Annotated in this window: 11 protein-coding genes; 7 read left to right on the forward strand and 4 right to left on the reverse strand. The window is 37.5% G+C overall.

All coding sequences use genetic code 11. From position 1 onward, the window contains the following. Positions 1-195: 195 nt before the first annotated feature. Both H1R81_RS20295 and H1R81_RS20300 read left to right on the forward strand, forming a co-directional pair. Positions 196-3,273, forward strand: coding sequence for a TonB-dependent receptor (locus H1R81_RS20295; protein WP_181842565.1), 3,078 nt, complete (start codon positions 196-198; stop codon positions 3,271-3,273). Between the two features lie 66 nt (positions 3,274-3,339). Then, positions 3,340-4,683, forward strand: coding sequence for a RagB/SusD family nutrient uptake outer membrane protein (locus H1R81_RS20300; RefSeq protein ID WP_181842566.1), 1,344 nt, complete (start codon positions 3,340-3,342; stop codon positions 4,681-4,683). A gap of 88 nt (positions 4,684-4,771) precedes the next feature. Here H1R81_RS20300 and H1R81_RS20305 read toward each other — a convergent pair whose 3' ends face one another. Then, positions 4,772-5,638 carry an SMP-30/gluconolactonase/LRE family protein gene (locus H1R81_RS20305; protein WP_229251180.1) on the reverse strand — a complete coding sequence of 289 codons (867 nt, stop codon included), beginning with the start codon at positions 5,636-5,638 and terminating at the stop codon, positions 4,772-4,774. Between the two features lie 308 nt (positions 5,639-5,946). Here H1R81_RS20305 and H1R81_RS20310 point away from each other — a divergent pair, with 308 nt between their 5' ends. Next, positions 5,947-6,489, forward strand: a complete 543-nt coding sequence (locus tag H1R81_RS20310) for a ferritin-like domain-containing protein (RefSeq protein WP_181842567.1) — start codon at positions 5,947-5,949, stop codon at positions 6,487-6,489. A gap of 86 nt (positions 6,490-6,575) precedes the next feature. Here H1R81_RS20310 and H1R81_RS20315 read toward each other — a convergent pair whose 3' ends face one another. Together H1R81_RS20315 and H1R81_RS20320 are read right to left on the reverse strand one after the other, a co-directional pair. Next, positions 6,576-7,772, reverse strand: coding sequence for a DUF748 domain-containing protein (locus tag H1R81_RS20315; RefSeq protein WP_181842568.1), 1,197 nt, complete (start codon positions 7,770-7,772; stop codon positions 6,576-6,578). A 28-nt stretch (positions 7,773-7,800) separates the two neighbouring features. Next, positions 7,801-8,781: a YihY/virulence factor BrkB family protein gene (locus H1R81_RS20320; RefSeq protein ID WP_181842569.1), complete on the reverse strand. Its 981-nt coding sequence runs from the start codon at positions 8,779-8,781 to the stop codon at positions 7,801-7,803. A 440-nt stretch (positions 8,782-9,221) separates the two neighbouring features. Here H1R81_RS20320 and H1R81_RS20325 point away from each other — a divergent pair, with 440 nt between their 5' ends. The 4 genes from H1R81_RS20325 (at position 9,222) to H1R81_RS20340 (ending at position 13,727) form a co-directional block, all read left to right on the forward strand. After that, on the forward strand, positions 9,222-10,712 hold the full coding sequence (locus H1R81_RS20325; protein WP_181842570.1) for an alpha-amylase: 1,491 nt from the start codon (positions 9,222-9,224) through the stop codon (positions 10,710-10,712). Positions 10,713-10,751: 39 nt separating this feature from the next. Next, positions 10,752-11,597 (forward strand): SDR family oxidoreductase, encoded by an 846-nt coding sequence (locus H1R81_RS20330; RefSeq protein ID WP_181842571.1) that lies wholly within the window; start codon positions 10,752-10,754, stop codon positions 11,595-11,597. A 29-nt stretch (positions 11,598-11,626) separates the two neighbouring features. Continuing rightward, a complete protein-coding gene (locus H1R81_RS20335) occupies positions 11,627-13,126 on the forward strand; it encodes an MFS transporter (protein ID WP_220275267.1) in 1,500 nt (499 codons plus the stop codon). Positions 13,127-13,193: 67 nt separating this feature from the next. Beyond that, a complete protein-coding gene (locus H1R81_RS20340; protein ID WP_181842572.1) occupies positions 13,194-13,727 on the forward strand; it encodes a DUF421 domain-containing protein in 534 nt (177 codons plus the stop codon). Here H1R81_RS20340 and H1R81_RS20345 read toward each other — a convergent pair. Continuing rightward, positions 13,711-14,217: a CinA family protein gene (locus H1R81_RS20345; RefSeq protein WP_181842573.1), complete on the reverse strand. Its 507-nt coding sequence runs from the start codon at positions 14,215-14,217 to the stop codon at positions 13,711-13,713. The genes H1R81_RS20340 and H1R81_RS20345 overlap by 17 nt on opposite strands. Positions 14,218-14,272 lie beyond the last annotated feature (55 nt).

Here is a 14,272-nt window from a genome sequence, read left to right on the forward strand (position 1 = left end):
TTAAACTATCTACCATTTATTTTATTTTTTGCAACACCCTATTATTTATATTTTTTGAATTATTACAAGTTTCTCTTGTAAATAAAGCGTATAATTAACATTTTTTGCCATTTTCACTCCTATATGTGAGGTAATTATCTTTTTTTCATTTATTTTTAATTTCTTTAATTAATCCTATAACAAACTAGAATGCGAATGAACAAACTTTTACGAGTTTCATTAGGTTGTCTATTCCTCTTTATTTCTTTCTGGGGAAATGCACAAGATGTTGATGTAACAGGGAAGGTTACTTCAACTGAAGATGGTAGTCCGCTACCGGGAGTTTCAATTACAGTAAAAGGTACAACAAAGGGTACAACTACCAATGTAGATGGGAGTTACAGAATATCTGTTCCTGCCAATGCTGTTCTTCAAGCCAGTTTTATCGGCTTTACTACTTTAGAGCAAACAGTAAATAACCGCAGTATTGTAGATTTTGTGCTTGTTCCTGCTACACAAACCTTGAACGAAGTGGTTGTAACGGGTTATGGCTCACAAATCAAACGTGATTTAACAGGTAATATCGTTAAAATCAAAGGAAGTGACATAGCTGATATGCCTGTTACTACTTTCGAGCAAAGTATTCAGGGTAAAGCTGCCGGTGTTCAGATCAATCAGGGTACTGGTAAACTGGCACAAGGTATTCAGATACGTGTACGTGGTCAGTCATCGGTATCAGCTTCTAATGAACCACTTTATGTAATTGATGGTATTCCGATGACAAACGGCGACCTTTCTGTAGCCGGTGGTGCTACTAATCCGACAGTAGATATTAACCCGCAAGATATTGAATCTATAGAAATCCTGAAAGATGCTTCTGCCGGAGCCATCTATGGTGCCCGTGCGGCTAACGGTGTAGTTCTGATTACCACTAAAAAAGGTAAAACAGGCAAAACAAATGTTACTTTTGGCATGCAATATGGTAAAAGTAAACCAACCAATGTATTGAAGTTTTTGAATACTCAACAATATATGGATTTCTACCGCCAGGCCGCAGCTAACTCAGATGAACTTGATGGCTATGACCCAAGCGACCCGGATTCATATACTTCATATATGGAGAGTTTCTTTGTAACACAAAGTCTGGGAACTTTAGGAACTGCGAATCAGGCCGATACTGACTGGGCTTCTTTAGCTTATCAGGATGCTCCGTCTCAACAATATGACTTAAGTGTGAGTGGCGGTTCGGATAAAACTACCATCTTCATGTCAGGACAGTTTTTAGACCAGCAAGGTATTCTGGCAGGAAATGCGTTTAATCGTATGACAGGCCGTTTGAATCTGACTCATAAAGTTACTGACAAGCTGACTGTAGGTATGAATATGGGTATTACGCGCTCTTTTAACCAACGTGTATCTGGCGACCGTCAGTTTGACAACCCTCAACAATTGGTGGCACTTCCGCCAATGACACCTGCAACAGACCCTGAAACAGGCTTGCCAGTGGGTTCTCCTCCGGGTGATATTTCAATTCCGGTGTATTACAATGCGTTAATTAACCTTGGTAATGCTTACTACAATACTACTGTACACCGTAACATTGGTAATGCATTTGGTGAATACAAATTTTTTAAAGGTTTGAGATTCCGTACTGAATTAGCTATAGATTTATTGAACCAACAAGAAGAACAATATTATAACAGCAAAACGCAGCGTAACTTTGGTGCACCACAGGGCTACGGCTACAACCGTTTTGTAAGAGTTGAAAACTATAACACCAATAATTATTTTGTCTATGACAATACTATTGGTGTACACGCCTTTGATGCAACAGCGGGTATGTCGTTCCAGAATTCTCTTTCAAAATCAAACGTAGCAGAAGGTAGAGATTTCCCGTCAGACGCTTACCGTATGATTGCCAGTGCAGCACGTAAAACAGATGCAAGCTCAGCACAAACCAATTTCAATTTCCTTTCTTACTTTGCTCGTGTAAACTATAAGTTTAATGAAAGATACCTGATTGGTTTAAGTGCACGTACGGATGCATCTTCCCGTTTTGGTAAAGATAACCGATATGGTTTCTTCCCTGCGGTTTCAGCGGGCTGGATTCTTACAGAAGAAAACTTTCTTAAAAATATAGAAGCTATCAGTTTCTTGAAACTGCGTGCCAGCTGGGGTAAAACCGGTAACGCCGAAATTGCTAACTTTGGTCACTTAGGTTTATTTGCAGGTGGTGCCGGTTATGGTTCACTACCTGGTCAGGCACCTGCTCAGTTGGCTAACCCTGATTTAAGTTGGGAAACTACTCAGCAAATTGATTTTGGTTTAGATTTTGGTTTTCTGAAAAACCGCATCAATGGTGAAATTGACTACTACGAAAAAAATACCACAGGTCTATTGCTGAATGTGAACGTACCTGGAACTACAGGATTTGCAACACAATTGAAAAACGTAGGTTCGTTAAGTAACAAAGGCTTTGAGTTTGTATTAAACACTGACAATATTGTTGGACAATTCAAATGGAAAACCAGTTTTAATGCTTCAACCAACACAAACAAAATTACTAACCTTCAAGGACAAGTAATTGAGGGGGGATTAAGCAATATGAGCCGCGCCGTAGAAGGTCAGCCATTAGGTGTATTTTATACAGTAGAATACGCTGGTGTTGATCCGGCAAACGGAAATGCCTTATTCTACAAAAATACACCAAATGCTGATGGATCGTTAAGCAGAGAAACAACCAGTGTTTATAGCCAAGCACAGCGTACGGTAATCGGCAGCCCACTTCCTAAATGGATTGGGGGTATTACCAATACTTTCAGCTATAAAGGTCTTGAACTAAGCGTATTCTTTAATGGTGTATTTGGTAACAAGTTGAATTTCTATGGTGTAGGACGTTTCTCTTCTGCTAATGGTCGTTTTGAAGATAATCAGACTGTAAATCAGTTGGATGCCTGGACACCACAAAATACCAATACAAACGTACCACAGGCACGTTTATTCTTTAATAATGGTGCGCAAGCCTCAAGCCGTTTTATTGAAGATGGTTCATTTGTACGTCTGCGTAACGTAACATTGGCTTATAATCTTCCGAAATCTCTTTTGAGCAAGGTTAAAATAAGCAATGTAAGATTATATGTAACCGGACAAAACTTATTGACATTTACCAAATATTCTGGTTGGGATCCTGAAGTGAATGCCGATGATATTGTATCGAATATTGCTTTGGGTTATGACTTCTATACTACACCACAGGCAAAAACAATTATGGGTGGTTTAAATATTAGTTTCTAATTTCTTTTTCGTTATGAAACAGAAAGCAGTATTCTTATAGTTAATTATTTAAAGCAATCAGACAAAATGAATAAAAATATAAAAAATTGGTTATTTATTGGTGCAACAGTTGCGTTTATGACAAGCTGCGATAGCCAGCTTGATGTAAAACCAACCGCATCTATTGATGAATCAGAAGCCCTTGCCAACTCTCAGGCAGTAGAAGTAACACTTACAGGTGCTTATGATGCCTTGAGTAGTACTAATCTTTATGGTGGGGCAATTCAATATTCAGGCGATTTATTAGGTGATGAATCTGAAGTAAGATTTGCCGGAACTTTCACCACATTAGATGAATTATGGCGTAAAACTTTTACGACTACCAACGGACAAACACAAGCTACGTGGTTAGCAGGTTACAATACAATTAATATTGCTAATAACGTATTGTCAGCAATTGATAAAGTTGATGCTGCTAAAAAGAACAGCGTAGAGGGTGAAGCAAGATTTATTCGTGGATTAGTGTATTTTGATTTGGTTAGACTTTGGGCAAAAGCATGGGGCGATGGCGATGCCAACGCTAACCTGGGTGTACCTTTGGTTACTACACCAACACGTGGTGTAACGGAAGCCGATTATCGGGCACGGGCAACTGTAGCGGCTATTTACGCACAGGTAATTGAAGATCTTACCAAAGCTGAAAGTCTGTTAGGAAATCCATCAAATACGGGTTTTGCCTCAAAAGGTGCAGCACAGGCTATCTTGGCCAGAGTATATTTACAACAAGGCAACTATGCAGCTGCCCGAGATGCTGCGAATAGAGTAATTGCAGGCCAGCAATTCTCTTTAACAGAAACATTTGATGAAGCGTTTTTTGATGACACTAACGATAGCGAGGTTATCTTTAAAATTATCGTTACTGATCAGGATGGTGGCAATGCCATGAATACCTACTATGCGCCTTCAACTTATCAGGGTCGTGGTGATATTCGTGTGCAAACCAAGCATCTTAACCTTTATCAATCAGACGATTCAAGAGGCACATTCTTTGTGAGAGCTTCTGGCAATACATATACAGCGAAATTCCTGGATCAATATGGCGACGTACCTGTGGTTCGCCTGGCTGAAATGTATCTGATTCGTGCTGAAGCTAATGCACGTTTAGGTACATCTACCGGAGCTACTCCGCTAAATGATGTTAACCTAATCAGAGCAAGAGCAGGTGCGCCTTTATTAACTACTGTTTCAATAAATGATATTTTAGCTGAACGTCACTTAGAATTAGCATTTGAAGGTCAGCAAATTCATGATGCCAAACGCATCAAGAAAAATGTAGGAACTTTGCCTTTCAGCGATAATAAATTAGTCATTCCGATTCCACAACGTGAGATTGATACTAACAAATCTCTTGTTCAAAATCCGGGATATTAATTTATAAATTAAAATAAATATAAAACGGGAGCCACATTCATATGCTGCTCCCGTTTTGTTTTTTATTACTACTACAATTAGCCCTTCTTTATCTTACGCCTTTCACTTTCATTGGCAAAATAAAAACTGATTCAGTGGCGGTAATAAACAATGTATCCATATTCTTGCCGCCAAAGCATACATTGGCAGTCCATCTTGCGGGTATTTCAATCTTTTCAATTTTCACACCGTCAGAATTATAAATTGTTACTCCTCTACCTGCCAGATAAATATTACCCTGGCTATCCACTGTCATACCATCTGAAAGGTCTTTGGCAAATTCTTTTTTATTACTTAAAGACCCATCGGTATTAATATCATACCTTACAATAGCCTGGTTTCCCATATCAGAAACATACAGGTATTTATTATCAGGTGTACCTATCAGTCCATTTGGTTTTTTAATTTCAGGGTCTACTAAAATTGCCTCGCTTTTACCTTTTGGCAAATAATAAAGTTTTTCTCCACCTATTTGTGGGTCTGGGCTTTTTCTTTCCCAATAATCTCTCTGAAAATAAGGGTCAGTAAAATACATTCCTCCTTTTTTATCAATCCATAAATCATTAGGGCCATTAAAAATATGCCCTTTATGATTTTTTAATAATACAGTAACTTTTTTATCAGGGCTGATCGACCACATTTCGTTATGTTCGTCGGCACAGGTAATCAGATTGCCTTTTTTATCAAAATACATACCATTCGAACGCCCTGCCTTATCCATAAAAACAGACAAGTTTCCGTCGGTATCATACTTCCATATTTTGTTATTGGGTTGATCGGTAAAAAAAACATTACCTTTTTTGTCAACAGCAGGCCCTTCTGTAAAAGAAAACTGACTGGAAATTAATTGTGGTTTTGCACCTTCGGCTATAAGACCCGATTGCTGGCTGAATCCTTTCATAGCTATAATTGTCATTAAAAACACAATTATAACCATTGATTGTTTCGTATTGTTTCTCATTGAATAATTAGAATAATTTGAATAGATAACGTAAAAATATAAATAAGTCATTAGAGTAAGGTATCTGTTATCAAATTTTAACCCTGATTCATTAAACGTTTGTTGCAAGGTAAGGCTGGCATGGTGAAATAATCCTACAATATCTGATTTGTAGGCTTTTGTTATGAGGAAAATTTATCTGTTTCAGAACCTCCAGACCTATGGTATAGTTTTTTCACTTTTTTTGTAAACCTTTCTTTTAAAATCACTTAAATGAATTGATTATGAAAAATTACAGCAAAAACTTTGGTTCGAGTGATAATGCCCACCAGGAGGGAGAAGATTTAAGAAGATTATTTTTAGATGGCCTGCGAGATTTGTATTGGGCTGAAATCCGATTAACAAAATCACTGCCGACTATGGCTCAGGCAGCTACTTCTAAAGGATTAACGAGAGCTTTTGAGTCTCATCTAAGCGAAACGGAAGAACATGTGAACCGAATAGAACGAATTTTTAAATTGGTAGATGAAACAGCTCAAGGCAAAAAATGCCCTGCAATGATAGGTTTGCTGGAAGAGGCTGACGAAATAACAAAATCGACCAAAGATGGCTCTTTAGTGAGGGACTGCGGGCTGATCTTAGCTGCACAAAAAGTTGAACATTATGAAATTGCTTCTTACGGTACTTTAAGAACTATAGCTGAGATATTGGGCTACGAAGAGGTAGCTGATATTCTGCAATTGACCCTGAATGATGAAGAAGATGCAGACAGTAAGCTAACACAACTGGCACAATCTCATATTAATGTAGCCGCAGCTCAAGAATAAAACCAGGAATGAATAATAGTTCAGGTGTATTATATGTGAAAGAAGCCTTGTCTGTCGGCAAGGCTCTTTCTTTTAATCAAATACCGTTATTGCTGATTTTTCTTTTTGTCTTTCTTTCCACCAAATACTTTTTCTAAAAAAGTCTTTTTCTCTGACTCTGCCTGTATGTTTCCAATACTGATTGTATTGTCAACAGACGGTTTCAATGCATTTACAAAGGCATTTCTTAAAACATAATTAATGGCTGTCCAGAGATTGGCGTCGGGATTTTCGAATCTTCCTTTAACAGGTATCTTGGTGGCAAACTGGTCTTTTGGCTGGTTTGTAAAAATTTCAGCTACTGTTCCAATAAGTGTTTCCCACAATATCTGCCCCAGATTTCCTTCTTCCTTGTTAAATTCAACTATATCTAAATCTTTGATCAGTGGTTTTACATACCCATTAAATGCTCCATCTTTGGCAGCGAACTCGGTATATAAGCCAAAATTACCTTTGCTTACATCAAACCTGCCATAGGCTTTAAAGAAATTATTGAGCAAAACCATATTTACATCAGTAATTCTTGCATTCAAATCAAAAGTTGGCTGTTTTTTCAGTGGATCCAGATTAACACTCAACTCAAATCGCCCTTCGTACACATCTCCGGTAGCACTTAACTTTCCGGGTAATAGTTTTGTACTGTCGTTTACATTTGTGAGGTTTTCTGCTACTGCATAAATTCTGTTCATTGATACATCTACCTCAGGACTGCTATTCTGGTCAATGTAGTGAATCTGACCATTATTAATTTGAAAGTGATTTACTTTCAAGGGCATAAGGTCTCTGATCAAGTCTCTGAAATCAGAGGTATCTGCCTTAATATCCTCTCCGTTATGTTTACCTTTAACAAAATTCAGAACAGGGTTTTCTACATATATCTCTCCTACTATTGAGCCTTTAAAAATTGATTTCCACTGTATGGATAAGTCAATTTTTGGGCTTTTAAAAAATGGTATTGTATCACGTTGCTTTGTTTCGCTATTGATTTTTTCAATTTTTAAATCATTAATTACGTATGCACCCCTGATTAAGGCGATGTCAATATCCTCAACGTGTCCATGATATTGCTCCATTTCAGCTAATGTTTTGTTCACATATTTCAGAACGATAAAGGGTAAAACCAATCGCAAGACAACCAGAAGTACGATAATGCTACCTGTTATAATAAGCCATCTACGTTTTTTGGGTGGTTTAACTGAACCATCATGCGGTTTTTCTGATGCTATTTTTCTATTCCTTTTCATAAATCTTAAAAGTTGTGGTCAGCATAAATTATGACTTTTCAGTTTTTTTGTCTTTTTCATGCTGTTTGATTGTCTTATTTACAAGTAACTCTTCCTCTTCTGATAAGTCAACAAGAATAGCGTCTTTGCTTGGTTCAATCCCTCTACCAAAATGCGTGGCAAACTGTTTGGTAAACTCAGCCCCAAAAAAGACTATCATACAAGAGTATGATACCCAGAGCATCACTAAAATAATAGACCCAGCAGCACCATAAGTAGAGCCTGGTTCGGCTTTACCAAAGTAGACACCGAGCCCGAATTTACCTAAAATGAAGAGTAAAGTAGTAACCATTGCACCAATCCAAACATCTTTCCATTTGATTCGGGCATCAGGCAAAATCTTATACATTAAGGCAAATAGCACTGAGATAACCGCAAAGGAGATAAGGAAATTGATAGCCTGAAACAAGAATAATATAAAGTCGGGCAGGTGAACCTTTATCCAGGTACTGAAAGCTGCTAATGCGGTAGTTAATATTAAAGATACCAATAATAAAAAACCAATTGAGATGATTAATCCAAAAGAAAAAAGGCGGTCTTTCAGTAGTTTCATCCATTTTTCTTTTCCTTTCAACTCTGGTTTAACTTTTACTTCCCATATCTGGTTAAGCGAGGTCTGAAGTTGTAAGAATACCCCCATTGCCCCAAAAACAAGAGAGATAATGCCAATAATTGTAGCTATAATTGATTTTTTTTCCTCCCCTGCCTTGGCTATAATCTCTTCAATCTGTTTTGCCGTATCGGTTCCCATAGCTGTGCTAATCTGGCTCGAGATTTCGCCTTGCACAGCTTCTCTACCAAAAGCCAGACCTGCTAAAGCGATAATGATTACCAAGAGGGATGGAATAGAAAAAATAGCATAGTAAGCGATAATAGCGCTTTGCCTGAATGGATCTGCGGCATTCCAGGCCTTAAAAGATTTTTTGGTAATGAGCCATAAATTCTTAGGACTTGCTTTTGAGTTACTCATAATAGTAAATTTTAAAACGATTCATAAAATGTGATTTTACTACTATACGTATTTCTGAGATAAAAATTCAGTCCATGCCTGATTTGTAGAATTACTTGCGCATAATTGTGAGAAGATAATTTTTGAAAAAGAAAAAAAATCTACATGGTTTAATTTGTCAGATATTACTAAAAATATGCCCATGATATGGTTTTCTGGTCGGATTTGGGTCTAAAAGCACTTAATTATGACTTAATCGAGTTAAATAACAGCATTATGGAGAGGCTTTTACATTTGTCTTTAGGCTATACTTTCTGCACTTCGCATGATTTTTTTTAATGCATTATTATTCCGGCTCATAATAGCTTCGATAGGCTAAAAGTTACTTATACCTATCGGGTAGACTTCTTATTTCAGAATTATGGCAATTATTTGTTTTCAACATACGAAATAAAATAGCTATGAATGAGGTAATGATTCAGTTTTTTGAATGGTATTATCCAGCAGATGGTACACTTTGGAAAAAAGTAAGCCAAGAAGCAGCCCTACTGAAAAAAACAGGTATTTCGGCCGTCTGGTTGCCTCCTGCTTACAAAGGCTCAAAAGGAGTGTTTTCGCAAGGCTATGACGTATATGACCTTTATGATTTAGGAGAGTTTGACCAAAAAGGAACTATCAGAACAAAGTATGGTACAAAAGAAGAATATATATCGGCAATTAATACACTTCATCAACAACATATTCAAGTATATGCCGATATTGTTTTGAACCAACTGGGAGGTGCTGATGAAACCGAGAAGGTAATGGTAAGAAAAGTAAATCCTGAAAACCGTACAGAATTTATCAGCCCACCATTTGAAATCGAAGCTAACACGAAATTTAATTTCCCGAACCGGAAAAAGAAATACTCAGCGTTCGAATGGGATTATAATTGCTTTACTGGAGTTGATTGCGCCAAAGGGATTGAGGAAAGTGAAAAATGTATTTACAGTATTATCAATGAGTATGGCGATGACTGGGAAGAGGTAGTAGGCAACGAAAAAGGAAATTATGATTATCTGATGTTCTCGGATATAGAATTCCGAAATACGGCAGTAAGAGAAGAGCTGAAACGCTGGGGAAAATGGTATTTTGAAACTGCGGGTTTTGATGGGGTGAGATTAGATGCGCTAAAACACATTTCGCCAGCTTTTTATAATGAATGGCTTGATTTCATGAGAATCAATGTCAAACATGATTTGTTCGTGATTGGGGAATACTGGGCTTTTACAGATGTGCCTCTTCTTGAGGAATATATCAGAGCCACAGGGTCACGGATTCATTTGTTTGATGTTCCCTTACATTACAATTTTCACCACGCATCAAATTCTGGAAAAAATTATGATTTGAGAGGGATTCTGAATAATTCACTAATGGTAAGAAGGCCTGATTTAGCTATCACTTTTGTTGAAAATCATGATACGCAGCCTTTTCAGGGTTTGGAATCAGCAGTAGAACCCTGGTTTAAACCATTGGCCTATGCGCTTATACTACTCAGACAAGAGGGATACCCTTGTATTTTCTATTGTGATTTATATGGTACTTGCTATACTGAAAAAAGGCCGGATGGTACAGAAGAAAAAGTATTAATGCCAAAAATTTCGGCTCTTGAAAAACTCCTTTCAGCCCGTAAGGAAAATGCATGGGGAGAACAGGAAGATTATTTTGACCATCCTAACTGTATTGGTTGGGTAAGAAAAGGTGATGGCCAGCATGAACCCTGTGCTGTGATGCTTTCAAATGGCAAAGAAAATCAGAAAGCCATGCAGGTTGGCACACAATATTCAGGCAGCTATTTTATAGATTTTCTTGGGAATAGTAAAGTAAAGGTGAGGATAGATGAAAATGGCATAGGAAATTTCAGGGTAAAAGCGGGCTCGGTATCTGTCTGGGTACCTGAAAACCAAAAATAAACTGTTGGATACTTCTTAAAACTTAAAATCCACAAAAAAATGAAATCTTCTAAAAAAGACATTGACAATGCTGAATCGGCTGAAAGTGAAATGGAACAAAAGCCCATTTTTGAACGAGCCTACGACAGACAAGATAAGAAATTAGTGAATAAAGTGGCAATAGTTACAGGAGGTGATAGCGGAATTGGCCGTGCCATTTGTGTAGCCTTTGCCCGTGAAGGTGCCAATGTAGCTATTGTTTACAGAAAGGATAGTGCTGATGCCAAAGAGACCAGGAAACTGGTAGAAGAAAAAGGGACAAAGGCAATTATTGTAGGTGCTGATATAAGTATTGAAAAGAATTGCCAGAAAATCATAAATAAGGTGATAAAAGAATGGGGCCGAATTGATATTTTAGTAAATAATGCAGCAGTACAGTACCCTCAGACAGAGATTGAGAATATCAAGGAAAAACAACTTTTGCAGACTTTCAGAACAAATATTTTTTCTCAGATATTTTTGGTTCAGGCAGCTTTGCCTCATCTGAAAGAAGGTAGCGCAATTATCAATACAACCTCTGTTACTGCCTACCGTGGAAATCCTTATCTATTAGATTATTCGGCTACAAAGGGAGCTATTGTATCTTTTACACGCTCGTTGTCAGGAATATTAAATGGTAAAAAAATACGGGTTAATGCCGTTGCTCCGGGCCCAATCTGGACTCCTCTGATTACCACAACATTTCCTGATGAATCGTTAGATACTTTTGGGAAAGATACGCCTATGCAACGGGCAGGCCAACCAGCTGAAGTTGCTCCTGCTTATGTGTTTCTGGCTTCGGAAGATGCCAGCTATATTACCGGACAGGTTATCCATGTGAATGGCGGCGAGATTGTAAATGGATAGCCGGAATCTTTGTTTAATCAAAAACCTACATGATGAATCTGCAACCAAAAGAAATACTGACAGAAGAAGACGTGCAATGCGGTATGAGGCTGGGTGTAAGAGAGGGTCTGGCTACAGAAACCATGACCGTGCTGACAAGTGGTGCATTTTTAACTGCACTAAGCTTATTATTAGGCGCATCTAACCTACAAATAGGATTAATAGCTGCTTTGCCTGCTTTTTCTAATATTTCTCAGTTTTTAACAATCCTTTTGGTAAAACGATATAACAACCGACGAGCTATCAGTGTGTTGTTTTCTGTACTGGCGCGTATTCCGATAGTTGTCATAGGTATAATAGCTTTGTTTTTCCCGAATAGTATTTCGGTACAGTTTATTATCCTTTTCCTCTTTTTCAATTTCTTTTTTGCTTCAATGGCAGGTTTGAGTTGGAATGCCTGGATGAAAGACCTGATACCCGAAAAAATAATGGGCACATATTTTTCGAGAAGAAGTAGTTATCAGCAAACACTAAATGTATGTATGAGCCTAATGACCGCTTTAGGTATAGATTATATCAAGCACCATTACCCTGAACTGGAATTAGATTCTTATGGAAGTATGTTTGTTTTAGGCGGATGTATTGGTATGATAGGCGTATTCTTACTTTCCCGAATCCCAGAACCTCAATCTTTTCTGGGTGAAGAGACTATTTTTAAACTGTTTATTTTGCCCTTAAAAGACAACAACTTTTTGAGATTACTGGTTTTCAATTCATTCTGGGTATTTTCATTGAGCATAGCGACACCGTTTTTTACTGTGTTCTTACTACAGCACATGAACTACTCTATCTCTTATATTATTACTTTAACCATTATCAGTCAGTTATGTAGCATCGCTACGATTCGCAGCTGGGGTATTTTTGCAGACCGGTATAGTAATAAAACCATTCTTTCTATCTGTGCCCCTATTTATATTATATGCATCGGAGCCTGGTCTTTTGTAGGGATTTATACAGAGTTTATCTCGAATTTTGCCTTGCTAATAGTTATCTATGCATTAATGGGGGCAGCTACTGCCGGTATTAACCTTTCACTGACAAATATTGGTTTAAAACTTGCGCCACGTAAGGAAGCCATTGCTTATTTATCTGTCAAAAATACAATTACCGCCATTTTTTCTTTTATTGGCCCTCTTATCGGAGGTTTTTTGGCTGACTACTTTACTAACAGACACCTGAATATACGTATTGAGTGGACGAGCCCGAATATGGATAAAGTTTTTCGTCTTTTGTCTCTAAACCAATGGAACTTCTTATTTATTATCGGAGCTGTATTAGCCTTAATTTCACTTGAATTTTTAGTGAGAGTGAAAGAAGTAGGTGAAGTTGAGAAGAACCTGGTGGTGAAAATTATGCGGAGCAGTATCAGAAATAATCTGAAAGACTATTTTGTATTGGGCAATATGCTAAACTGGCATAATCATCTATTGGCTATAATCAGAAAGAAGAGACCAGAAACAGCGCAAAATGAAATTCCCAAGCAAATATGAGTATTTAAGAAATTTGCGCTGGCACAGAAATATTGATTATTAAATCAGCTTTAACGCCAATAGAACAATGGAAACGTTTCAAGAAATTTTCAGCCATGAAATAGAACTTACCGCACTTCAAATGGCTCTCAGAGCCACTGCTGTTTTTTTTATTGCCTTTGCTTTAATCAGAATAGCAGGCAGGCGTTCTTTCGGCCTTCGTACTCCTATAGATAATATCATTGTAATTCTTTTAGGTGCCATTCTTAGCCGCGCAGTTGTAGGTTCTTCGCCATTTATCCCTATCATATTTGCCAGTCTTGTTATTTGTATATTACATAGAATATTCGGTTGGTTATTTACTCATTACAGCGATTTTGGCCGGGTGGTTGAAGGGGAGAAAATTATCTTGTATGGAAATGGCCGATTCATTGACAAAAATATGAAACGAGGACTTGTGCGAAAAGAAGATATTATGCAAGCAGTAAGAAAAGCTACTTTTTCAGATAGCCTTGCAGGGATTGATAGTATATACCTTGAACATAATGGAGAAATAAGTATTACCAAGAAGATAAGTTTGAAAACAAATACTCATAAAGGCAAGCTTATTCATGCAAATTAATCAGTTTTTGGATATATCGAGCCAACTCTGACAAGGTTTCATTGACATAGAACAATTGAACTCTTACCGATTCATCTTTTTTTGCTGTTATTTTTCTTGAGCTTGTAATCATACCCTTATAAACTATAGTATAGTAAGCATATAGGTTATTATCTGATTCGGGTACAGGTGCTGCGTAGCCCGTAATACCTATCCCCCATTGGCTGTGAAATAAATCACATACATGTAGTGCCATTTCCTGGGCTATTTTTTCGGATACACAATTACAGGCTAAAGCCTGAACGGGCTCGACACGAAGATGGCGGAATTTCTGACCGACATTATAGGCAGTAATACCTCCCTGAAAAAAAAGTGAAGCATCTTCTGCCGTAGAAAATGCAGCCTGAATAAAGCCAGAGGTAACGCTTTCGGCTACGGCTATGGTTTCCTGACTGGCCATTAAAAAACTTCTGATAACTTCTATGGCTTTTCTGTCGAATAACTCTTTCATAGACAAATCATTGTTTAGTATTTATACAGAGATTATGCCTTAGAAAGTAAAAAAT

It is taken from the genome of Emticicia sp. BO119 (assembly GCF_013912375.1).
Classification (GTDB): Bacteria; Bacteroidota; Bacteroidia; order Cytophagales; family Spirosomataceae; genus Emticicia.